The sequence below is a fragment of the Paenibacillus brasilensis genome (assembly GCF_009363115.1).
Classification (GTDB): domain Bacteria; phylum Bacillota; class Bacilli; order Paenibacillales; family Paenibacillaceae; genus Paenibacillus; species Paenibacillus brasilensis.
On record NZ_CP045298.1, the window covers coordinates 5175582 to 5200321 of the forward strand.

At 43.7% G+C, this 24740-nt stretch carries 19 protein-coding genes and 2 pseudogenes; 5 read left to right on the top strand and 16 right to left on the bottom strand.

Translation table 11 applies throughout. From position 1 onward, the window contains the following. The first annotated feature begins 26 nt into the window (after positions 1-26). Positions 27-1259: an aminopeptidase gene (locus GCU48_RS24485; protein ID WP_152381758.1), complete on the top strand. Its 1233-nt coding sequence runs from the start codon at positions 27-29 to the stop codon at positions 1257-1259. Between the two features lie 100 nt (positions 1260-1359). Here the strand turns inward: GCU48_RS24485 and GCU48_RS24490 are convergent, their stop codons facing one another. The 10 genes and pseudogenes from GCU48_RS24490 to bcaP all read right to left on the bottom strand — a co-directional run bounded on the left by GCU48_RS24490 (position 1360) and on the right by bcaP (position 11120). Beyond that, positions 1360-2478, bottom strand: a complete 1119-nt coding sequence (locus GCU48_RS24490; protein ID WP_152381759.1) for a glycerol dehydrogenase — start codon at positions 2476-2478, stop codon at positions 1360-1362. Between the two features lie 34 nt (positions 2479-2512). Next, a complete protein-coding gene (gene bioB / locus GCU48_RS24495; RefSeq protein ID WP_152381760.1) occupies positions 2513-3520 on the bottom strand; it encodes a biotin synthase BioB in 1008 nt (335 codons plus the stop codon). 203 nt (positions 3521-3723) lie between these two features. After that, the gene (locus GCU48_RS24500) at positions 3724-5025 is read right to left on the bottom strand and encodes a hemolysin family protein (protein WP_208812044.1); all 1302 of its coding nucleotides are present in this window, start codon (positions 5023-5025) and stop codon (positions 3724-3726) included. Positions 5026-5414: 389 nt separating this feature from the next. Then, positions 5415-5870 (bottom strand): spore coat protein GerQ, encoded by a 456-nt coding sequence (gene gerQ, locus GCU48_RS24505; protein WP_152381762.1) that lies wholly within the window; start codon positions 5868-5870, stop codon positions 5415-5417. A gap of 52 nt (positions 5871-5922) precedes the next feature. Then, complete coding sequence (locus tag GCU48_RS24510; protein ID WP_025716613.1) at positions 5923-6345, bottom strand: cell wall hydrolase; 423 nt, start codon at positions 6343-6345, stop codon at positions 5923-5925. A 130-nt stretch (positions 6346-6475) separates the two neighbouring features. After that, positions 6476-7227, bottom strand: a pseudogene (locus GCU48_RS24515) (SDR family NAD(P)-dependent oxidoreductase). A gap of 121 nt (positions 7228-7348) precedes the next feature. Beyond that, complete coding sequence (locus GCU48_RS24520) at positions 7349-7744, bottom strand: DUF2500 domain-containing protein (protein ID WP_152381763.1); 396 nt, start codon at positions 7742-7744, stop codon at positions 7349-7351. Positions 7745-7932: 188 nt separating this feature from the next. Continuing rightward, a complete protein-coding gene (locus GCU48_RS24525; RefSeq protein ID WP_081752094.1) occupies positions 7933-8115 on the bottom strand; it encodes a hypothetical protein in 183 nt (60 codons plus the stop codon). 197 nt (positions 8116-8312) lie between these two features. Further along, on the bottom strand, positions 8313-9563 hold the full coding sequence (locus tag GCU48_RS24530) for a YCF48-related protein (RefSeq protein ID WP_152381764.1): 1251 nt from the start codon (positions 9561-9563) through the stop codon (positions 8313-8315). Between the two features lie 165 nt (positions 9564-9728). After that, positions 9729-11120 carry a branched-chain amino acid transporter BcaP gene (bcaP, locus tag GCU48_RS24535; protein WP_025716618.1) on the bottom strand — a complete coding sequence of 464 codons (1392 nt, stop codon included), beginning with the start codon at positions 11118-11120 and terminating at the stop codon, positions 9729-9731. A 232-nt stretch (positions 11121-11352) separates the two neighbouring features. Between bcaP and GCU48_RS24540 the strand changes: the two genes are divergently transcribed. Continuing rightward, positions 11353-12282, top strand: a complete 930-nt coding sequence (locus GCU48_RS24540; protein ID WP_025716619.1) for an L-lactate dehydrogenase — start codon at positions 11353-11355, stop codon at positions 12280-12282. Between the two features lie 120 nt (positions 12283-12402). On the opposite strand, the gene GCU48_RS24545 is transcribed toward GCU48_RS24540, so the two are convergent. Next, on the bottom strand, positions 12403-13506 hold the full coding sequence (locus GCU48_RS24545) for a DUF3900 domain-containing protein (protein WP_152381765.1): 1104 nt from the start codon (positions 13504-13506) through the stop codon (positions 12403-12405). Between the two features lie 307 nt (positions 13507-13813). Here GCU48_RS24545 and GCU48_RS24550 point away from each other — a divergent pair, with 307 nt between their 5' ends. After that, entirely contained in the window at positions 13814-15031 is a 1218-nt protein-coding gene (locus tag GCU48_RS24550; RefSeq protein WP_152381766.1) for an MFS transporter, read from the top strand. A gap of 270 nt (positions 15032-15301) precedes the next feature. Here GCU48_RS24550 and GCU48_RS28950 read toward each other — a convergent pair. Next, positions 15302-15416: pseudogene (locus tag GCU48_RS28950) on the bottom strand (amidohydrolase family protein); the annotation flags it as partial. A 36-nt stretch (positions 15417-15452) separates the two neighbouring features. Then, on the bottom strand, positions 15453-16607 hold the full coding sequence (locus GCU48_RS24555; protein ID WP_152381767.1) for an epoxide hydrolase family protein: 1155 nt from the start codon (positions 16605-16607) through the stop codon (positions 15453-15455). A 107-nt stretch (positions 16608-16714) separates the two neighbouring features. Between GCU48_RS24555 and GCU48_RS24560 the strand changes: the two genes are divergently transcribed. Both GCU48_RS24560 and GCU48_RS24565 read left to right on the top strand, forming a co-directional pair. Further along, positions 16715-17569: a helix-turn-helix domain-containing protein gene (locus GCU48_RS24560; protein ID WP_152381768.1), complete on the top strand. Its 855-nt coding sequence runs from the start codon at positions 16715-16717 to the stop codon at positions 17567-17569. 708 nt (positions 17570-18277) lie between these two features. Continuing rightward, complete coding sequence (locus tag GCU48_RS24565) at positions 18278-20203, top strand: endonuclease MutS2 (protein ID WP_152381769.1); 1926 nt, start codon at positions 18278-18280, stop codon at positions 20201-20203. Positions 20204-20373: 170 nt separating this feature from the next. On the opposite strand, the gene GCU48_RS24570 is transcribed toward GCU48_RS24565, so the two are convergent. From GCU48_RS24570 to ppsA, 3 genes are all read right to left on the bottom strand, one after another. Continuing rightward, positions 20374-21015, bottom strand: coding sequence for an ROK family protein (locus tag GCU48_RS24570; RefSeq protein WP_244315939.1), 642 nt, complete (start codon positions 21013-21015; stop codon positions 20374-20376). Between the two features lie 2 nt (positions 21016-21017). Beyond that, on the bottom strand, positions 21018-21266 hold the full coding sequence (locus GCU48_RS28475) for a hypothetical protein (protein ID WP_244315941.1): 249 nt from the start codon (positions 21264-21266) through the stop codon (positions 21018-21020). A gap of 753 nt (positions 21267-22019) precedes the next feature. Continuing rightward, positions 22020-24614, bottom strand: a complete 2595-nt coding sequence (ppsA, locus tag GCU48_RS24575; RefSeq protein ID WP_152381770.1) for a phosphoenolpyruvate synthase — start codon at positions 24612-24614, stop codon at positions 22020-22022. Positions 24615-24740: the final 126 nt, after the last annotated feature.

A 24740-nucleotide genomic window follows, 5' to 3' on the forward strand; every position in this document is an offset into this window, starting at 1 on the left:
TTTTTCGTGAAATGGAGGAAAGTAACATGTCAGATTTTCAACAAAAATTGCAAAAATATGCCGAATTAGCCGTTCGAGTGGGCGTCAATGTCCAGCCTGGGCAGACCCTGATCGTTCATGCTCCCATTTTGTCCGCCGAACTCGTGCGACTGATTGTTAAGTCAGCCTATACGGTCGGAGCAAAGCTGGTTAAAGTAAAATGGAGCGATGAGACTATTACCCGGTTACAGTATGAACTGGCTCCAGATGAAACTTTTAATATCGCTCCCAAATGGTACGCAGCCGAAATGACAGAAGAGGTCGAAAATGGTGCGGCGGTACTCCATATTATTGCCGAAAATCCAGATTTGCTTCAAGGCATCCTGTCCACTCGAATCACTGCTGCTCAGCGGGTCCGGTCACATGAATTACGTCAATACCGTGAATATCAAATGGCCGACAAATTCAGCTGGTCTCTGGTCGCTTATCCTTCTGTAGAGTGGGCTGCCAAAGTATTCCCGAATCTGCCTGCTTCCGAACAAATAGATAAGCTGTGGGAAGCCATTTTCAGCACTGTGCGTGTGGATTTGGACAATCCGGTAGAAGCGTGGAAAGAGCATTTGAAAACCCTTTCCAGCAAATCCGATATTTTAAACGCCAAACGCTATAAAAAGCTTCATTATTTGGCTCCGGGAACCGATCTTACCATCGAATTGGCCAAGGATCACCTCTGGGTAGCTGCTGAAAGCGTGAACCAACAGGGACATAGCTTTGTAGCCAACATGCCTACCGAAGAAGTATTTACAGCTCCACTCAAAACAGGTGTGAACGGCAAAGTCAGCAGTACCAAGCCACTTAGCTACAGTGGCAATATTATCGACAACTTTACGTTGACCTTTGAAAATGGACGCATTGTCGATGTACAGGCCGAAACAGGCTTGGAGACTCTTCAGCACCTCGTAGAAATGGATGAAGGTTCCCACTACTTGGGCGAGGTTGCTCTCGTGCCTCACAAGTCACCGATCTCTGACAAAAACATTTTGTTCTATAATACGTTGTTTGATGAAAATGCATCCAACCATTTGGCCATTGGTAATGCCTATGCATTTAACCTTAAGGGTGGCAAGGATATGACTGCAGAAGAACTGGTGGCGAACGGTCTGAATTCCAGTCTGACACACGTCGACTTTATGATCGGTTCAGGTGAAATGGACATTAACGGTGTTACAGAGGACGGTACGGAGGAGCCCATCTTCCGCAAAGGAAATTGGGCGATCTAAAATGACAAAAAAGGCTCTCGCCGCTTTACGCGTGGGAGCCTTCTTACTTCCAAAAGACCGCTTGTCAGCGGTCTTTTCATTTACTTTATATCATATAAGGTTAATTCTTATACCCCATTTTGGCCTTATAGGCTTGTGAATATTGATCAGCCGCTAAAATTGCATCAAGCACATCATCGGCTGTGACGGCAAACGGCAGATTGTGAGCCGTTTCGCCTTCTTTCGTAGCTGCCTGAGCTACTCGGTACAAATCCTCACGGGAAGCTTCCTGGAGCTTAACGTCTTCCAGCGTTACGGGTAGATCCAGCTTGAGATAAAAGTCGATATATCGCTCCACCTCGATCAGAGGTCTTTTTTCCAGAGCAAGCTGAACCAAGGTGCCAAAAGCTACCTTCTGACCATGCGTCAGGTGATGAATGTCCCCTTCCAGCACGGTAAAGCCATTGTGAATCGCATGTGCACCCGCCAAGCCGCCGCTTTCAAAACCTAAACCGCTTAATAACGTATTGGCTTCCACCACCGCTTCCAGCGCAGGTGTGACAACTTTGCGTTTTACAGATTCATAAGCCTGCAGTCCATAATCAAAGAGAACCTCCTCGCACTTGGACGCAATGGCTTCGGCTGCCAAGGTTGGCAGACCGCCAGCCATCGTCGTTGCACGAGCCTCGATGACCGCACGGGCTTCAATCCAAGTCGCCATGGCATCCGCAATACCTGAGGAGAGAAAGAGTGGCGGTGCTTGGGAAATGACTTTCGTATCGACCAGGATCAAGCTCGGATTTTTACTAAAAAAGGAATACGTATCAAACGCACCTTCATCCGTGTACAAGACAGATAGCGCACTGGTCGGTGCATCTGTGGAAGCAGTCGTAGGAATAATCACAACCGAAGCACCGAGCAGCTCATTAACGGCTTTGGCAGTATCCAGCGTTTTACCACCACCAACACCGATGACAATGTCAACATCACCGCTTCGTCCCTGATCAGCAATACGGTTCACTTCATTTTTGGACGCTTCTCCTTGAAACTCAACCTTTACCGCAGTTATCCCGACCTGCTCCAGACTTTTTACGACCCGTTCGGCTGCAATGCCCCAAACCAGCTTATCTGCAATAACCAGGGCAGAATGACCTAATGGCTTAACATACTCCCCCGTTTTATTAATCACATTTTTCCCTTGCACATATTTACCTGGACTAATAAATACTTTTTCGCTCATCGTTCATCTCTCCTTCCAAGTTGTACAACTTTTATTATACGGCTGGAAGGGCACACATCTCAATTTCAAACCCGAGATCTTCAATCATTTGATGATCAACTGTGACTTCTTCCCCTTCTGTCGTCAAATAATCCCCTACAAAAATCGAATTAGCTGCATATAAAGAAAGAGGTTGTAGCGAACGCAGATTTAGCTCCCGACCGCCAGCGACACGTATTTCTTTGGATGGGCAGATAAATCTGAACAATGCCAGTACCTTTAGCGCTCTGATCGGAGTTACTCGCTTTGCTCCTTCCAGCGGGGTTCCGGGAATCGGAATCAGAAAGTTAACCGGAATAGAATCAGCAGCAAGTTCCCGCAAGGCATAGGCCATTTCGACGATTTCCTCATTCGTTTCCCCCATACCTATAATAACGCCAGAGCATGGAGACATTCCGTGAGATTGAGCTATTTTAACAGTTTCGATCCGTTGATCATACGTATGTGTGGTGGTAATGGACGGATAATTGTCCTTGCTCGTATTTAAATTGTGGTTATAACGATGTACCCCAGCCTCTGCCAGTCTTTGGGCCTGATCTCCCTTGAGAATTCCCAGGCAAGCGCAAATTTTGAGCGGCATCGTACGGGTAATTTCCTGGACTGCCTCAATCACCTGATCCAGTTCTCGATTCGTTGGGCCTTTGCCGGAAGCGACAATACAATACGTTCCCGCTTTTCGTGCCAACGCTTCACGCGCCCCAGCCAGCAGAGACTCCTTGTCCAGCATACTATACTTGCTGACAGGAGCCGTGGATACAATAGATTGTGAGCAATAACCACAATCCTCCGGGCACAGGCCGCTTTTAGCGTTCATGATCATATTAAGCTTAACCTTTTTGCCGTAAAAGTGATGCCGTATCCGAAAAGCAGCTTGCATAATCGACAATATGTCCCCATCGTCCGCTTCCAATATCGCGGTGCCTTCCTTTAGTGTCAGCCTGCTGCCTTGGATCGCTTTATCTGCCAACGAGTACCAATCTAAACCCTCATTAAATAATTTCACACTTCATACCTCCATCATTTTGATCATGAAAAATAATAAAATACTCAGGATCATTTAATTTCATTCTTTAATTGTCAACTTAATATATTTCATTTAGGTTGACAATAATACGAACATCATATCAATTCATATCCTTTCTGTAAAGAAGACAAAATAAAAAGCGACCCTAAATCATTAAAGGTCGCTTGCAAGGTATTATTCCATTAGGAGACTCCTGCTTCCTCCACGATGATGGGCTGCTTTATGAGCCGAATACGTGAAATTCGCTTGTTTTCAACCTCTTCTACAACGAACATACACTCTTCAAACACGACAGACTGACCTGGCTGTGGAGGAATAACCTCAACATGTGAGTATAGCCAGCCCCCTACCGTATCATAATCCTCATGATCAAGTTCCAGTCCGAAGCGATCGTTCACTTCATCAATTAATAACATACCGTCAATGGAAAATTCCTCGTCATTAATCTGCTCACATCCAGGACGTTCCTGATCAAATTCATCCTGAATTTCACCTACGATTTCTTCCATAATGTCTTCCAGCGTCACCATGCCCGATGTCCCGCCATATTCATCAATCAGAATCGCAATTTGCGTCTTGCTACGCTGCATGCGCTTAAGCAGGTCACTAATTTGCGTAGATTCAGGAACAGCCAGAATCGGTCGAATCATCGTACGGGTATCCAGTGTGTTCGCCCGCAGAAGATCCTTAATGTGGATAAAGCCAATAATATGGTCCTTATCTTCGGCGCAGATTGGATAACGGGTTCTCATGCTTTCCGTCGCAATCGCGAGATTTTCTTCTCTGGACTCATTGCTGTACAAACAGATCATCTCGGTACGCGGAATCATAATTTCCCTGGCGGTCGTATCAGTAAAATCAAATATATTATCAACAAGCGCCAATTCCGTATTGTCAATTAGTCCGCTCTTATTGCTTTCTTTCATCAGAATGCGTATTTCATCTCCCGTATGCGCGGAATCGTCATATTCCGATACCGGTTCCATACGGAATAAACGCAACAGGCTGTTCGCCATGCCATTCAACACCCAGATGAATGGATACATCAGCTTGTAAAACCAAGTCATCAGCATGGCTGAATACAGCGTAATGGTTTCAGATTTACGAATGGCTATCGTTTTGGGCGCCAATTCACCCAACACAATATGCAAAATCGTAATGACAATAAATGCAATGACCACGGCAGTTCCGTGCACATATGCCGCTCCCAATCCAACGGCCGTAAATACAGGTTCGATCAAATGTGCGATGGCCGGCTCTCCGATCCACCCCAGTCCCAACGATGCTAGTGTAATACCCAACTGGCAGGCTGACAGATAAGCATCCAAATTGTGTAGCATATTCGCAGCGTACACGGCCTTTTTATTGCCCGCCTCCACCAATGTTTCAATACGGCTGCCTCTGACCTTGACAATGGCAAATTCCGCGGATACAAAAAAACCATTTAATAATACTAATGCAAAAACAATAATTATGTTAAACATACTCGGTAAAGGGTCACTCAATATGCTCCCCATCAGCCGTCGTTACGGCAGACAGGCGCACCTCCTTCGGATAATTTCATCATAGACAGAACGATAACACATCATAAGCAGCGTCAACTTCCCAACACGTTCACTCCTTTCTGCTTCCAAAAGCATGATTCCGCATGATTGATTAGATCTTTATCAGCTTATATTCAATTATATAACTATACTCTATACAGTCAAACCACGAGCAATGTCAGAAAAATTAGTTTCCCCTGTCATTTAGATCAAAAAGCTTCATTTTTCGCCTCTTACCACAAGGGAAGCAACTATATTTGAGAAAGAATATAAATAAAAGACATCCCCTGCCTTCAGGCAGAGGATGTAGACCAATATATATGAAGGCATCAGCGAACCGGGGATACGCCCGGATTCCCGACGACGCCGGGATATTGATACAGCAAAGGCTCATCAAAAGTAGCATAGTCCAGATTCACCATCAGCAAGACCGTCCGCTTGCCCGTTGCCGGATCACTGATAATAATGTGGTCACGGCCTGCTGCTTCCAGAATGCCTTTGAATATTTTCGCGTTCCATTCGCGGTTATTTTCATACGTCATATAAAAGGTTCCTGTTTTACCCAAGTTCAAGCGTAAAATATTTTCAATGTATGATTGCTCGTATTGCGGAGTCTGGACCTGCATCACTGTACCAGTCGGTGTCATGGCGCCGCCGCTACTTACTTGTGGCGGAAAGCCAGTCATAGGCTGCATGGTTCCAACTGGAGTCATCCCTCTTGGCCATTCGGGATAACCGCTACCTGAAGAATAAGCTGCGGGACGGTATGCTTGCTGTGAAATCATGTAAATTCCTCCTAAAATGGTTTTAATTATTTAAATTCATGTTGAAACACTGCTAATAGACGGCCGGGCAATCCTGTGCAGTCGGGCTAAAGAAGCAATGCGCCTTGTAGCGCCCAGTGTTAGTCTGGTTATACCAGGTATCCGGACATTCCCCGGAAGGTCTGAAAAACCACAATGCATTCGAAGCCGGGCGTATTTTTTCACCATTAATGACACGCCGGGCAAGACGAATGTCACGGTCACGGGCTCTTTGGTAAAAGTACCCCTTTTGCGTAGCTTCAAATCCGCCAGGACTTTGAAAGACCATGTCATTCATGAGGCGAATTCCCTGAAAATCCAGACAGTTGGCCAAAATCCGATTTACTCCAACATTGCCGACCATGAGCATCCCGAGCTCTCCTTCTCCTTCGGCTTCCGCCCGCATAAGCCGGGCGAGTGTCCTTACATCCGCCGAGTTGACGTTAATAACAGCCAATGTATTCCCTCCTTGCTGCTGCTCAATCATATACCTTATCGTATGGTACAAATGCCCAATGGGTGACAGCTCCAATAAAATCAAATAAAGAAAATAGTCTCGATATTGGGGACTACTTTTTCGAACAGTCTTATGGCTCGTAAATCATTTTGCGCGTCATGCCACCGTCTACCACCAGATTCGTACCTGTTACAAAATCATTGCCAGGTTGGGTCAAATACAGACAGGCCCGTGCAAAATCTTGAGGGTTTCCCACACGTTCGAACGGATGCTGCTGATGGTCTTTTGTGCGCAATTGCTTGTAATTCCCAGTTTCAATCCACCCTGGACTGATGCAATTGACCTGAATCCCATCCTTTCCTAGCGATATGGCCATCGCGTGTGTTAGGGAAGCAATGGCACCTTTTGACGCCGCGTAGGCTTCTGTATCCGGCTCCGATATAAAAGCCCGTGTAGAGGTCATATTGACCACCGAACCACCCTCCGGGTTTCGTTTCATCACCTTGGCCGCTTCCCGTGTCGCAATAAAACAACTGCGTACGTTGGTATTCAAAATGTCATCCCATTCTGCTACCGTTAACTCATACGGGGACTTCCATTTGGACACACCTGCGTTGTTGATCAGTGTATGAATAGTACCGTACTCTTCCTCCGTGGTACGAATTAGCGTTACAATATCTTCTTCCTTTCGCACATCACAAGGAATAAAAATGGCCTGATATCCTTCATTACGTGCCGCTGCAGCGGCTGCGGCGCGCCCTCTTCTTCATTATGGTCTGCAAATACGACTCGGGCACCCTCAGCAGCGTAGGTGAAAGCGACCTCTCTCCCGATTCCATGCGCTGCTCCTGTTACAATAACAACTTGTCCTTCAAATGACACGATTCATTCCTCCCTCCAAACTTCTTATATGTACCAAAATGTGTCGTACAAGAAACACTCACAGCCCCCTACACTGTTGCATCGCAGAAGGCCGTAAATGATCAAATGATGTAGGCTGTGGTTACATTTTAACCCGTTCCAAGCTATAGCGATTTAGACGTTGAAATCCGATATATCGTGTCCCCTGAAAGGTAAGCCGTCCTTCATCTCCTTCGGAACATTGACCATACTCTTCTCCGGTTACCTTAAACTCCATCCGGTCGCCGCTCTCCACCTCAAAGGTTACGTAATAGAAAGTATAGGTACGAGTCCCTTGCTCCTCCTGCCGCCTCTGCTGGAGATGTGTCCTTCTGGCCGTAATTCGGGAACCGACTGTCAATACAGGCTGCCTTTTATTTCGGCTCCATTCCATGACTTCCTTGCCCGCAGACAACACGACAATACCTAACACGACTACGAAAAATACGGGCAGTACCGTACCCAGCCAATCGAACATCCATAATGACTCAAATCCCATGCACCGCACTCCTCTCCGCCAAGCATTCCACAGGGAAATCGCCGGGCATCCTCATATGACCTAAGCTTTCCGTAATAGTATATGTAGGTTCCTGCCCAAATTTGATAGCAACCCTTAAGAACGCCAAGAGCCTCCACGGAATAATCCGGGAGGCTCAAAATATGGCGATATCAGAATGGTACATTGATTTACACATGTACAAGCTGGAGATAACGTTGCGTCTCATCCAGAACTTCATAATCTTCGGCTTCAGCGTAACGCTCTGCACACTGCTTGCAGTCCTCTTCAGTCGTACAACCATAGGCATCTTGGCAAGTGTAACAGAATTGAAGGTAGTATTGGGTTAACATATGATCCTGATTCGCTCTCATGATTATCACTCCTATCGTTGTTTACAGGGTTAGTATAACAGCGCTGCAGTTGTTACCTTGTGATTTTTTTCACATATTGTCATATAAAATTTAAATTTTTTAAAAGTAAAACGCCCCACGCATTTTTCCTGAGTCTGCATGTCTATGAGAACCTGCAAAGTTAGAAAAAATGCCTAGGGCAATCACCTTTGGAAAAGTTATAGAATTCTCCAGTTTGCACCGCCGTCAGTCGTTTTCAGCAACAGTGATTTCTTATCATCCAGACGCTCCAAAAGTAGCCAGCCTACCGAAGATGAAGCAAAACGGAGCTTGACCGATCGAGGGTAATCTTTTAGTTTCGAAGGCAGTACCTTGTTGCCTGTAAGACTTGCCCACGTCTTTCCCCCATCCAACGTGCGGCTCATTCCAGTTTGGCTTATAATCCAGCCTTCCTTTTTGTTTAGAAAAGTACGCCCTGGGATAATAGATTTACTTTTGCTGCTCAGACCCAACGACACAGCGTTCCATTGTGTACCTGCATCAGCAGTAAACAGCCCGCTATATTGGGTACCGTTACCCACATAGCAATTGACTGGAATCCAATATGAGGAGCTGCTTCCTTGAAGAGACTGCTGAGCTTCTGCTTGGGCCTGCGGGCAACCCTGCATCCTGTTAACTGCTGGAGTCCAGGTTCTCCCTTGATTCGAGGTTCTATACAGCTTAACACGGCTATCCAGATTGATTGCAACAAAACCTTGATTGCCAGAAGAAAAGCCCATCCCCACGACACTGCCCTGGTCGGGTAGCCCCGAGCCTGATTCACTGGACGTCATGCCGGAACTCTGCGCAACCTTTTTCCAGGTGGCTCCCCCATCCGTAGTGTGATACAGCAACTTTTGCTGATCCTGCTTATTCAGGTTTACATATGCCATAATCCAGCCTGTAGACGGATTCACATATTGAATAGAACTGACATAGTCACCGTTTGGCAGTGCTGACACATCCCAGCTCTGTCCTCCATCGGCCGTTCGGAGAATAACGGTTGCTGTTTTGTCCAAATTCTGACGGACAACCCAACCGTGGCGGGAATCAGTGAAGCTAATGTCTTTACCATATTCAAGCTTATCTTGAAATTGAACATTTTCAGAAGGAGAAATATTATTCCAGGTCTTTCCACCATCATGCGTATAGTAAAGGCGAAGCTCATTACGGGTAACTCCCCAAACCAGGCCTTTATTGTTATCAATCAAATGAAAATCTGCTATTCGTGTCTGTACTACATATTTGGCGTTTGGATCGCCCACCTTTGGAGTTAATGGTGGATTAATCGTGATTGTCTGTCCCTGGTCATCTGGTTCCTCTACCGGGGGGTTGTTCACAGTTTTTGGGGGCTCGGACGAACAGGAAGTCAACAGGATACCAGTCAACAGCATCACTCCCCCCAGAAGCGCACGCCAGCGCAGTTTCATAAATAAATATCCTCCCTCGATGGCATGCGGTAATCCCGTGCCAACAGCTTATCTGAAACAGAATTATAACATAAACGACCTTATGTGACACTTTTCGCGCTTATGACAAAAAAAACCGGATCTGCACATAAGTGCAGAATGCCGGCTTTTTCCATACGAATTCGATCAAGATTTACGATTCAACAAACTTTTGTGATAACCATAAAAGAAATAAATCAACAGCCCGAGCAGGAGCCACACGAGGAATCCGATCCACGTGCTAATATGAAGCTGAAGCATCAGACCGATGCACACGAGAGCACTCAAAATTGGAATCAACGGAACCCATGGCACGACAAATCCTCTTTTTAAATCCGGCCGTTTCTTACGCAGAACGATGACTCCAAGTGATACCACCGCAAAAGCGAACAGAGTTCCAATACTTGTCAGATTAGTCAATGCATGTAACGGAAACAAACCACTGGCCAAAGCGATAATGCTGCCGACCAGCCAGGTGCTTCGGATCGGTGTTTGAGTTTTGGTATTTACTTTGGACAAAAATAGCGGTAAAAGCCCATCACGTGACATAGAGAAAATTAACCGTGTCTGACCATACAGCAGCACCAATAGAACGGTAGTCATCCCTGCAATCGCGCCGACTGAAATCAATCCAGCGACAAAATCCTGGTGAATAAAGCGTAAGGCAAATGCAACAGGATCACTTATTCCGAGTTGCGTGTAAGGCACCATTCCTGTTAATACGATGGAAACCGCTATATATAGCACCGTACAAATCGCTAACGAAGAAATAATGCCGATTGGCATAGTACGCTGCGGATTGCGTACCTCTTCGGCTGCGGTTGAGATGGCATCGAAGCCCAGATACGCAAAAAATACGATGGCTGCTGCACTTAGAACACCGGAAAATCCATAAGGCAAAAATGGCGTCCAGTTGGCAGGTTTAACATAAAAGATGCCGATCCCGATAAATAGGAGTACAACTCCGACTTTGACACAAACCATTATAAAATTAAATCGAACGGTCTCCCTCGCCCCGAGACTCAGCAATAGCGTAATTAACATAATAATGCACACGGCAGGCAGATCAATAATGGTCCCCTTGGTCGAATCGTAGGCTGCGGTTAGAGCTAGAGGCAGATGTATATCGAACCCTGCTAATAGACCTTGAAAATACGCAGACCAGCCACTGCTCACAGAGGCGGCCGCCACTCCGTATTCCAGAATCAAGTCCCAGCCTAGCACCCAGGCCAGAATCTCTCCAAATACAATATAACTATATGCATAAGCACTGCCCGCTGCGGGAACTGTAGATGAAAGCTCCGCATAGCACAAGGCTGCCAGCACACAGGCAATCCCTGCAATTACAAATGAAAGCATCAATCCGGGACCTGCATTTTCTGCTGCTGCTTTGCCAGTAATAACAAATATCCCGGTACCGATGATACAACCTACACCTAGCATCGTAAGGTCAAAGGCGCTCATCGTTCTCTTTAAGCGTCCTGTCGATCCGCTTTCCTCATGCGGGAGTAGTCCTGTTTTTTTTCGAAATAAGTCCATATCATAATCCTCTTTCCCTAATTTCATACGTCAATATCGTTGCTGCAACGCTTTAGTGCATGTTCCCAGCATTCGATTAATTATTAGCGAGTCCAGCTTTGAAGTCAAGGAGAAATGTCATATTTTTTTGCAGTGAGGTACACATATGCGTTACACTAAGTTGGAAAGCTAAATTTTAAATGATTATTCTAAAATGAAAAGGTATACAACCCGAGAAGGAGATGAGGATTTTATGAGCTTAAAACCTTACAAACGAAGCAGAGTAGCCATTGTCGGCATGGGAGCGGTCGGTACAACGACCGGTTATACTCTACTACTGCGCCAACGCATGTCAGAACTTGTCTTTATTGATGTTAACGTCAAAAAGGCGAAGGGGGAAATGCTCGATATGAATCATGGGCTTCCTTTTCTCGGTGGTGTCAAAGTGTGGGCCGGTGATTATGAAGATTGCCGTGATGCGGACATCATTATTGTTACAGCGGGTGCTTCACAAAAGCCGGGAGAAACGCGTATTGATCTGCTCAAGCGTAATGCTGAAATTTTTGAGAGCATTATTGATAATATCGTTAAGGTGAACACACACGGTATATTGCTGATTGCAACCAATCCGGTAGACATTCTCTCCTATATCTCCTGGAAACGCAGCGGTTGGCCTTCAAGCAGGGTCATCGGCTCAGGTACGCTATTGGACAGTGCGCGCTTCCGTTATTTAATCGGTAAGCAAAAAGGCATAGATCCACGCAGTATCCACGCTCATATTATTGGTGAACATGGTGACTCTGAGCTGCCTGTATGGAGTACAGCCAATGTTGCGGGAACTCCACTGGAGCTGGAAGAAGACACGAAAAATGAAATTTTCGAAAGTACCAAAAATGCAGCCTATGAAATTATAGATGCCAAAGGCGCAACGTCTTACGCGATCGGGCTGGCTCTGGATCGCATCGTAGCTGCCATCCTCGGCGACGAAGGTTCTGTACTTAATGTGTCCACCTTGCTGGAAGATTATAACGGAGTATCCGACGTATATTTGGGTGTCCCAAGTATCGTAGATCACAACGGGGTACGCGAAATTTTGGATCTTCCACTTAATGATGAGGAACGTGCAAAACTGCTCCAATCGGCGGACAAGTTAAAAGATCAAATCAGTAAAGTGCACTTGTAAATCAGGCAAAATAAAAGCTAAACAAAAACTGGCCTCCGCAGCGGAAATATCCGTTTTGAGAGGCCCGTTTTTTGATCATTTTATATAAGAGTTCAATTGGTATCACACACGGTAATCGAATTACCAAGGCGGAGTATCACCATCTGCTGCCTCAGCTTCTTGGCGGCGTTTGTCTTTCAATCGCTCAGCCACCGTTTCAAATGATTCAGGTTGAAGCAGCTCTATCGGTGAAAACCCCTTTTCAAACGTAAATGCATCACCTTCAATAATCAGCGCATATCTGTCATGCAGCTTCGTGATATGCAGCTTGGCCCCAAAGTCGGACAGCAGTCCGCGCACAACCGTATCATCCAGCTTAAAGCGAACTTCAATTTCTGGTTTCAGCTCAACAATGTGCTGTGCAGCCTCTGCGACCTGCAGAGGTTCCCATTTTCCTTGCAAATCCCGCTTTTCACTGGCCGCCCAAAGCTCCAGTTCACGTTCTTCCTGCTGTCTTTCCTCATTAGAAGCATCTGGCCATTTGGTTTCCACATAGTTCTGAACGAAGCCCATGACATGCTCATTGACGATTTCCGGCATGGATTGCTCATAGGTCACAAATTTCAGAAAATCCTCAAAATAGCGGGCATGTGAGGACTGGTGAATTTTAAGCTCCCATTCATCGTGCATGCCCTCCTCCAGCATGTAAGGATACATGATGGATTTCATATTACGCGCTGAAATGGCCATTTCGACTTCACTAACCAGGCTGCTTTCCGTGATCCGGGCAATTTTGGGTTCAAAGTCGCATTTGAGCACAAAAATAAACGGATCATCCGAGTGTGTATTTAAGGTAGCCTGTACAACGATCAACGCTCCACCGCGTACCGCGCTTGTATCCAGATACATTCGCACCAGATCGTCGCAGGCATTTTTAAAATCATCCTTATTCTCTGCCGCCCGCAGCCGAGCGAACATATTGAAATTCGGATTACTGCTCAGATCATGCTCTGGCTCAACGATAAAGCGACCGATTTTGGTTGGAGCCTGCTCAGTGCTTGGGTTTTTCTCGACCTTCCGTTTACTGATACGGGCAAATTCCCCATCGAGAAATTTTTTAACATCGCTTTCGTCATAATCATAGTCATCCATCGTAGCGTAATGCTTGTAGGACTTACCGCCTTGTCCTTCCTTTCCATCTACCTGGATTACAAAAAAAGATAAAAAGTCCACTTGAAAGTTCATTTACGTTCCATACGCTCCTTTTCAGGCATGTACGCGTAATTATATCACTATGGATTTAAAAGGTACATCCGATTCACATCCTGATCGTTAAGATACACGTAAGTTTACATAATATTTATTATGTATTTTATTGAAAATAATTTCTGTATCATACTGATCTTCTTAATTCAAAAAAAAACAGTTGACTAAATAGTAGCTAATTCATTATATTATCTATTGTTGCATAGACAAAAATACATTTTGTTTATATAAACAAAAAAATAAGTCTGGGTGAATTACGCCTAAATCAGAAAGGGAGAGTTTATTGTTGTTAAAAAATCCATATATAAGGACCATTATCGCCTCCAATGCGCTGCTCAATTTGGGCATCTGGGTGCGGAACTTTGCCATATTGTTGTATGTAACAGATCTGACTCATAATGATCCCATATACGTGTCACTCATCTCGGTTGCTGAATTTGCGCCTATCTTTCTGTTTGCCATCATTGGAGGTACGTTTGCGGACCGTTGGCGGCCTAAACGGACCATGGTTAGTTGCGATCTGCTGTCGGCTGCGTCTATTTTTATCGTGTTGCTGGCAATGTGGCACGGATCATGGCAGGTGCTTTTGCTGTCTACATTCTTTTCGGCCATTCTATCTCAATTTTCTCAGCCGTCTGCGATGAAGATATTTAAGCAGCATGTAGCACCAGAACAGCTTCAGGGAGTGATGGCCCTTTTTCAGTCTCTTATGGCGTTATTTATGGTTATCGGCCCCGTTATCGGTACATTTATTTATCAACACTTTGGAATTTTCGTTTCATTGTCTATAACAGGAATATTGTTTCTCATCTCGGCGCTTGTTCTAACTCGTATTCCACAAGATGAACAAGCGCTTGGGATAGATGATCAACCAACTCATTTCATTCAAGAGCTTAAAGAAGGGATACGTTATGTATGGAATAACCGTACACTTCGCACGCTTGGGGGAACATTTACTGTAATTGGGCTGGCGGTCGGGCTTATTCAACCATTAATGGTTTTTGTCGCCATCGAGAACCTTGGACAAAACAAGGAATTTCTGCAATGGCCGTTAATGGCGAACGGAGCGGCTATGCTGGTGGGAGGCGGCCTGATTATGGGGGTTGCCAAAAAAGTACAGCCACAATTACTGCTGGTAACCGGACTTTTGGTAAGCACACTGGCAACCTTTGGAGTCGGATGGTCGCACAATATTATGCTGACAATGGCATTACAAGTATTCAGTGGCCTATTTTATCCTTGCATCCATATCGGTATCAACACGATGATGATGAAAAATGCCGAAGCTGCTTTTATCGGCCGCGTCGGTGGCGCCCTCTCTCCCTTGTTCTCCGGGATGATGGTCGTCGGTATGAGTATCGGCGGAACACTCAAACGCGAATCCTCCCTGAACACCGTATATACCGTGAGCGCCGGCTTGTTTTTAGTCGGAGCGATGCTGTTGTTACCATTGCTTCGTAACAGGCAGCCTGTACAAACTGTCATAGCCGATGATTCTGAATAACAGCACAAGAAAGCGCCTCTGGAGATATGATCTGCCATTGAAGTGCACCCCTTAGAATAGACATTGGAATAAACCCCTGGTTTGCACTGATCCCCGACCTCGAACAGTCTCACTACTTCAACAATTGATTGGAATGGCTCCCGTAAATCCTAGCCAAAGGTACGGGAGCATTTTTCTTTTTTTAAAATAGCCTCCCTCCCATTATTGTACAGAAATAATAAGGCTATACTATAGTTCTTCGTTAGCTATCAGTGTGCATATTAAAATTATTTAAAAATGCCATTTAATAGCATTCAAAAAAAAAGATTTTATCCGTAGCTTTTTCATCAAACAAACGCTGAATCCATTCGATGTTCGCGTACTCAAAAGGTCTCTTCGCTTTTGAATAATTATTCTAAGGTATCTGCTCCATCAGAAACACTCACTTTTCCACTCTATAAGGCTTGTAGAAGGCACGAATTTCTTGGGCTAAAAGCTCTGGCTCTTCCATGGCCGTAAAATGCCCACCGCGAGCCATGTTAGTCCAGCGAGTTATATTTAAATTGCGTACTGCCCAGTCTTTTGGTGGTAATACTATATCTGCTGGGAATAATGCAACCCCAGTTGGTACTTTTATATAGCCTAATGGCGGCAGAGAATGTGAATTTTCGTAATACATCCGTGTTGACGACCCAATTGTGTTAGTAAGCCAATAAACCATGATATGCGTAATGAGTTCATCTTCGCTAAATCTTTGACAAAGGTCACCTCCACAATCACTCCAAGCTCGGAATTTCTCAATAATCCAACCGGCTAAGCCTACTGGTGAATCAGAAAGTCCATACGCAAGAGTCTGTGGACGTGTCGATTGTATCGACATATACCCTCCTTCTAGAGAAATCCATTCTAATGCTCTTTTCTTGTATTGAAGTTCTTCCTCTGAAAGTTTTACCTGCTCATGGGACGTAAGGAGATCTCTTATGATACCAATATCTGTTAGGTGAATCCCGAATAAAAGTTCAGGATGATTTGATGCCAGATATCTTGTAACTCCGGAACCTATATCCCCACCTGCTGCAGCAAACTTACCGTATCCTAATTCTTTTGTCATTAATTTAGCCCACATCTCGGAAACCTGATAATTGTTGACACCAGGATGGTCAGGAGAGCTAGAGAACCCGAAACCAGGTAATGAAGGGACAATGACATCGAAAGAATCCTTAGGATCACCTCCATAGCTAGCTGGATCTGTAAGAAGAGGAATAATTTTCTGATATCTAAGGTAACTATCTGGCCATCCGTGGGTTAGAATAATGGGTATGGGATTGGGACCCTTGCCGCACTCATGAACAAAGTGCACATCAATTCCATTGATGTTGCAGCAAAACTGGGAAAAACGGTTTAACTGAGATTCATGTTCGCGCCAATCATACTGTTCCCGCCAATACGAAACAAGGGATTTTAAATAAGTTAAATCAGCACCTCGATCCCAGCCTGAGTTTTCCAATTGATCCGGCCAGCGGATGTGCTGTAATCTTCTCTTTAAATCAACAAGGACTTCATCTGCAATGTGAATATGAAAACGTTCAACAGACATTATATTTCTCCTCCTTTTTTGTGCACATCTTAATGATATCCCTTGAACTTCTGTGGTACTATGCTAAAAACGAAGCATCTAACTATACTATTTGATAGGTGACCATTATGCCGCAGACCGACCGTTACAAAAAACGTTCAGTGAACATTGAATTTTTCGCCGTGGAGGACTTTAGTAACCTTCCTTATCCTCAACGTTTTACAATTATCTTAATTACTTCAGGAACCTTGAAAGGGATATTCAACGAGTTTCCCATAACTATTGTCGCTCCGGGTGTCCTTTGCTTGACTGAATATGATGTTATCCAAGTCAACGAGAAGGTTAGCGTAGCGGCGCAATCCTTTTGTTATGATTCCCAATTTCTCAACACCATAGCACTGTCCGAAACGCAAGGTTATTTTCCAACTAGTCCGAGAATACAAACAGGTCTTTCGCTGTTTCAACGTGATCCTCTCTTTTTAAGCGTCCCCCATGTAACCGAAAAAGCATATCCGAGTTTATTTGAATGGTTTTTTATACTTGGTATGGAAGTTCAGGCGCAAAGCGATTCAAACTGGGTATGCAGAATAAAAAAGTATCTTATACAAATTTTGGGGTTACTTGAGGATTTATGCCTGACCAGTGAACGGTCTCCTGTGGATTTAGCAATAGAATATATACAAACGAACTACTCAAGGAAGATTTCTTTGGAGGATTTGACGAATTGTGTCCATTTGAACCGTGTAACTCTCAATAAATTATTTAAAGAGAGATGCGGAAATACGGCAATAGGTTACATGCTTGAATATCGTTTGAAAGTTGCATGTGATCTTCTTACGCATACAGGTATGAAGCTGAATGAAATAGCGCACGCTACGGGATTCGAGTACGACACATACTTTATCAAGCAGTTTAAAGCTAAAAAAGGGATATCACCTACAAAATATAGGAATATCTCTCGTAAGTTTTCTAATGCTCAATAAAGGACTGAACAGATTAATATCTACGATGGATTCGCAGTATATACGAGTTCCATTCATCATTACAATTTTAATGATTATTATTCTCAATTAAAAGATAATAACTGCCCAGTTTTCATTAAGTTAACGTAATATATATTACGTATATTTTATTTCTTTGTTCTCATGATCACTTTTGTATCGAATTGAAGAAGTCGGCCTTGACTTCAATACCTGTCTGATCGTATAGTATGGATATATCTTCAATTAAGGGAGAGATTTTAATGTCGGTGAACGTTCTTAACTAAGCAATTGCATATTCAGGGAAGACCATCAGGCACCTTGTACCCTTCGGGGATAGGTTTGTTTGCTGCTGTTTTTTTACCCTGGTATTAGTTAAGAACATGCGGATATCATAAATCGCCTTAGGGATTATTTACATTTAGGCCTTATTCCGTGCTGTGTTCAGCGCGGTTTTTTGTTTTCAGGTTTTGTAACTTTCCTTTTATCCTTCCTTTATTCATAAGACGAATAGCTTACAAATGGGCTAATGCGTGAATAAATCGGAGGCTTGAATTTGGAATTACAACAGCTGAATTCCAGGCTTATTTGTCGATAATTTCCCTCTTTCCTTATGGGCGGAGAATGAACGATTTGTTCATTCTCCGCCCTTTTTTCTTTTGCAGCAAGGTTCCAAAAATCCTGAACAAACAACCAAAGGAGAGATTTCTCATGAATGAAACCACGATGCAGCGTTTGGAATACGACCGAATCAAAACAAGAGTCTCCGAATGCGCCTTTTCTTACCTTGGTAAGCAGCATGCCGCTTCCATGCTTCCCATTACAGATATTCGTACAATCAGGACTCGCCTAAATGAAACAAACGAAGCCTTGCAGTTAATACGCCACGGAGCAAGCGTCCCCATCCCATCGCTGGTAGGGATGGAATACATCCTCCACTTGTTGGGAACCGGCTATTTGTTCAGCGAGCGCGATTTTTCTCACATGGCTCAGTTTATAAGAAGTTGCAGCCAACTCATAAAATACATGAATTCCAAGGCAGATGTCGCTCCAACTGTCAGTGCCTATGCTTCCTCCATGTATGGTATGGAACCTCTTCTGTCCGAAATCGACAAATGTATTTATTCGGGACGAGTGACGGATATGGCCAGTAAAGAGCTGGCAAAAATCCGCAAAAAAATAACGGTTACTGAAGAACGCATAAAGAGGAAACTTGATTCTCTTATCAGCCGCCATCAATCCATCATGCAGGAAAATATGGTTAGTCAGCGCGGCGGCCGTTATGTGCTTCCAATCAAAAAAGAATTCCGTAAACAAGTAAAGGGCAGCGTCCTTGATGAATCAGGAAGCGGTCAAACGGTTTATGTTGAACCTGCTGAAATTGTTAGCCTGCAATTTGATCAGAGCGCGAACATGGCGGAAGAATCAAAAGAAGAAATGAAAGTGCTGGGAGAACTTACAGCCCTCGCCGAATCATACACTCGGGAGTTTAATATCAACACAGAAACGGTAGGTGTCCTGGATTTTTTATTGGCCAAGGCTAAATATGCCATGACTCTGGATGCTGTGCCTGTCGAGCTTAACCATGACGGGATAATAGATATCCATGGTGCTCGTCACCCGTTGATGGCGAATACCATGGTTCCGCTTGATTTTTCCATCGGCCAAGGCTATTCCTCGCTCATTATTACCGGTCCGAATACAGGCGGAAAAACGATGGCTCTCAAAAGCGTCGGCCTGTTAACACTAATGGTACAATCCGGATTGCTCGTACCTGTTTTGGAAGGCAGCCGAATGGCTGTATTTGAGGAAATTGAGGTAGACATCGGGGACGGTCAAAGCATTGAACATGCGTTGAGCACCTTTTCAGCACATATTCGCAACATGATCGGCATTTTGGAAACGGCGGGCAGCTCCACTCTGATTCTGATCGATGAAATGGCATCCGGTACCGATCCGGGAGAAGGCGTAGGACTCTCTATCGCGCTATTGGAGGAATTCCACCGTCGCCAGGCAACAGTTATAGCTACAACACACTTTAGCGAAATCAAGCATTTTGCCGAAAATACACCGGGATTCCAAAATGCTCGTATGGAGTTTGATACTGAAACACTGCAGCCCTTGTACCGCCTTCGAATCGGCGAGGCTGGAGAAAGCTACGCATACGCAATTGCCTTGAAGCTGGGGATGTGGAATCGTATTATCGAGCGCTCTCAAGCCATTTCTGAAGGCAGAACGTCCCAGAATACACAGGAACCGTTTATTATGCCCCCTGCTCTTGATAAGGAAAAGCCAGTTGCTGCAAGTAAACCTTTCCCTAAAAAAGAGACTTTAAACCCTTCAGCCGCGCCATTTGCCCTTGGTGATAGTGTGTATGTAGGCTACCTGAATCGCACTGGAATTGTCTATAAAACAGAGGATGAACGGGGGAATGTAGGGATTTTGATCCAAGGACAAAAGCTGACCATAAATAAAAAAAGGCTCGTCCTTCACATCGCTGCTACTGAATTGTATCCTGCTGACTACGATCTGGACATTGTTTTAGAGACCAAAGAAAACCGCAAAAAACGGAAGCTTCTGGGACGCAAGCATGTTCAAGGATTGATTATTGAATCTCCTCCGGAAAATGAAATGTAAATACACTTGCAACTTTAATCAGCAAGCGGACACTTCGATAAGAGTAATCCACTTGCTGATTTTACTTGTTGTCATTTGCTTCCATTATGAGGACTCATAAATCCAAAACATTTAAATAACGTAATATTTATTATGTAAACTACTTGATGTCAAACAAGCTTAGATGCCAATCATTCAAGATGAAACGATTGCTTATAGTTATATACAGCACCCAGCAAATTTGCTTCATTGCCTAATTTGCTTCGTTCAATATTTGCATCCACAACATTTAAGAACGAACGCATATATAGTTTCTCTAGCTCTTTCCTTATGGTAATGACTAGCAAAGGATTTGCAGATATGCCTCCCCCAATGACAAACTTTTCAGGGTCAAGAATCGCCTGCAAATTAATGATTTGTGTTGCAATGTTCCTACAGTATTCTTGAAAAATCTTTTGGAACGTGTGATCACCTTCTTCAATGAACTGGAATACCTTTTCACCTGTCATAGAATCTGCAGGAAGTCCTTTGGCTTTCGCAACAGTTTTAGTTAAAACAAAACTACTCCCTTGCATACCAAGCAGATAATCAACATTGTCTGCATGTTCGTTATTAGTTCTAATGAAAGAAAACTCCCCGGCCGATAAATGATGGCCTTTCAGCAATTTCCCTTGAGAGATGATTCCACCGCCCATCCCTGTTCCAACTACCAGAACAACACCATCGGTGACCCCTTGTAATGAACCACGCCATACTTCTCCGAGAGCAGCGCACTTTCCATCATTTTCAATCGCTACGGGTAAATGAAGCGTTTTCTCAAAAACTGCGATCATATTTATATCATTAAAGAGCCTCCATGCACCATATGATCGCTGGCCGAATTCACAATACCTGGCATACTGACGGCTACACCTTCACATTCATCTATAAACTCATTATGAATTTGCTTCAAAGCTACAAGCAGGTCCTCAAGTGAGTCTAAGGGTGTCGCAACTTTACCTTTATTCATAAATTCACCTTGAAAATACAAACTGGATTTTATAAAAGAGCCACCAATATCAAAAACCAGTATTTTATTTTTCATGCTACGTATATTCCTTTCATAGTGGAGTTTGGAGTGCTTCTTTCAATAACACTAATTAATTTTAATTGTTTTGTAACTCCATCATTTTCTTTATCGTTAATAAGACATCGAAAGTGTTACTTATTCAAAAAAGTACCACCCCAAATCACTGAGCATAATAAAATCAGTGAGATCATAAGAGTGCCCCTCGCTTTCTCTTTTAAGTTATACATTAACTTTAATTGATGAAACGCGTTCCAAGTCAAGGTGTTATTTATCATTTATTTAAAGACAACAATGGGACGTTCTGACTCTTATGAAAAAGAACTCTTTTCAATCTCAGAACATGAATTTAATGCCAAGCCTCTCCCGGAGAAATGGTCTAAAAAGGAAATACTTGGGCATCTGTGTGACTCCGCCTCGAATAACCATCTAAGATTTATAATCATTAAGCATTCAACGTCCCCAGTAAAAATTGAATCATGTGCACAAAATGATTGGGTTGCTGCCAATCAGTATCAGGACGCGTTCTCTCACATGGATGTCATACATCTTTGGAAGCTTTTGAATAAGCAAATCATACATGTGTTGAACTCCTGTACTTCATGACTAAGCGTTAGATAAAGGATAAACGTTCACGATATATATTAATAATCCAAAATCAATGTACCAATTGCAGCCCGTTTGTTAAAGGGTAACCGTCCTTTTATCCATGACAGATTTCATTTAGTGCCGTCCATTATGACAGAGGTTCTTACTTGACGTATTCAGCCATTACAATATTTCAATATACCCTTCTGTTCCATTCACGCGAATTCGTTGCCCGTCTTTGATCAGTCTGGTGGCATTTTCCACTCCGACAACTGCCGGCAAGCCATATTCACGCGCGATAACCGCTCCATGGGTCATCAGTCCGCCAACCTCGGTGACTAGACCTTTAATGGATACAAATAATGGTGTCCAGCCAGGGTCAGTAAAGGAGGTGACTAATATATCTCCATCTTCCAGATCGGCATTTTCCATGTTTAAGATGACACGTGCCCGTCCCTCTATAACTCCAGAAGAAACAGGCAGACCTACAATAGCTTCGGCTGGGAGATTTTCTCGTTTGTACTCACCTGTAATGATTTCACCATCAGACGTGATAACGCGTGGTGGAGTTAGTTTTTCAAAAAAATTGTAATCGTCTTTTCGTTTGCTAATGATCTGGTAATCCAGTTTATTTGTGCGTACGACTTCGTGAAATTCCTCAAAAGTGAGATAGTACACGTCTTCTTTGTCATGGATAACGCCCGCTTGTGCAAGTTGTTCGGCTTCTTTCAGTAGAGCCTGCCTATACACGAAGTAGCGATTAATATAGCCGTATTTTGGATATTCCCGATAACCGATGAAATTCCGGATGAGGTCGATCATTCGTTTGGCTTCTTTGGCTTTTTGTTCACCGTCCGGCAATTGCTTCAATCGATCTAATAACTCTTGTTCTTTTGCCAAAGCTTCCTGTCGCCCTTGCTCAAATTTCCGATTGCTTGCATTAGGCTCAAGGTTTTTGACGTTACCCAGAATCAACGGGACAAGTGTAATCGGTTTTTCGCTCCAACGAGTTCGAGTAATATCGATTTCTCCGGCACATCGCATTCCGTACTTGTTGAGATAAACATTGATCGCGTCCCTGGTTTCCTGTCCGCCATCAAACTTAAGCAGTTCATCCAGAAAGTTATCTTCTTTTGCATGCTGCAAATAATCAATTACTTCCGGATAAGGGCGAATCACATCTGCGACATCCAATAGCCCCAGACCCATTTCCGAAGTAATATTGTGGGGTACAGATTGAGAAAGCGTATCTGCTGCGTTCTTTTCACCCAACCACTCGTTCATTTTCTCATTGATCCATGATGAAGCATTCATAGCAGCCATAAACACAGCCGTACTTTGTGGTTCAAATAAAATCTTCTTTAATTCCTGGATATCTTCCAGAATAAAATCAAACAAATCCGATCCTGATTTCGTTTGGATATTTTGTTTTAACTCTTCTATCGATGTTTGACTACGCTTAATCAAATCAGAAACGATTGTCGGATCGTTTTCGAATTGTGCCGGCGTATCTGTATTACTTCTGCTGGGAACCGGTGCTGTTTGATCATTTGGTAAAAATTTTATAAAATCTCGCTCTGTTATGGTCATGAGTGCGCCTTGCGTGAGCGGATCGGATCCCAGGGTACTTAAAAAAGTTTCCCTTCTGACAGGTGAAGCCAGTATAGGTGCAACATCAACAAACAACCTCCCACCGGCTTTACGCATAGGTGCAGGAGTAATTAACAGGTAAAAAGACAACCCCAATGGTTTTATGGGATCTGTCATCATTTGTTGATGACCAACAGATAGATAGACGTGATTTTCTTGATCATTCGCTTCGGGGATCGGGTATAAAGTAGTAATTGGCCGACTCTGGACAATATAAAATTTATCATGGGCCAAACACCATTCGATATCTTGTGGGCAACCAAAATATGCTTCGATCTGTCTTCCGATGCGTGCCAGTTGTAAAATTTGTTGATCCGTAAGTGTTTGAGTCTTTTGCTGATTAGGATCGATCTGCCGAGTCTCTGTTCCGCCTTCTTTTAGTCCATAGATAGCCAATTTCTTAGTTGCTATCCTCTTATCGACGATCTCCCCTTCCTGTACTTTATAACTATCAGCAGATACCAAGCCAGAGACCAGCGCTTCTCCAAGTCCAAAACTGGCATCAATTGATAGCAGCTTTCGGTTGGAAGTAATCGGATCAGCGGTAAATAAAATCCCTGAAGCCTGTGGGAAAACCATCCTTTGAACGATAACAGACAAATAAACTTGACTGTGGTCAAATCCATTTTGCATACGGTAGATTACCGCGCGATCCGTAAATAGGGAAGCCCAACATTTGCTGATATGTTGCAAGATTGCTTCTTTGCCGATAATATTTAAATAGGTGTCTTGCTGACCAGCAAAAGAGGCATGTGGTAAATCTTCAGCAGTCGCACTAGAACGCACTGCATAAGCATGTTCTTCACCAAACTGGGAAAGATAGTGAGTAACTGCTTTTACAACATCGGAAGGAATTTCTACTTCCATAATGATTTGTCGAATCTTCCTGCTGATTTCACCAATTTGATCTCGATCTTCTGCTTTTAGCATGGTTAGTCGGTCCAACAAAGCATGAACCGTTTCGTTTTGTTCGATGGCTTTTTGATATCCCACTGTTGTAACACAAAATCCTTCTGGTACTTCTATTCCTTGAATTTTTGATAATCTCCCTAAATTTAACCCTTTTCCGCCAACGAGCAAAAGCTGCGTTTTTTCAATTTCCTGAAAACCGAGAACCAAAGAACTCATTCAATATCTCTCCTAACCATTAAATTGAGAAAAAACATTTGACAAGAGTTTACTGGCATGATACAATCAAAATGTAAGATGTGTTACTTATGAAATTTTAAATTGATGCAGTAGTAAACCGATTAT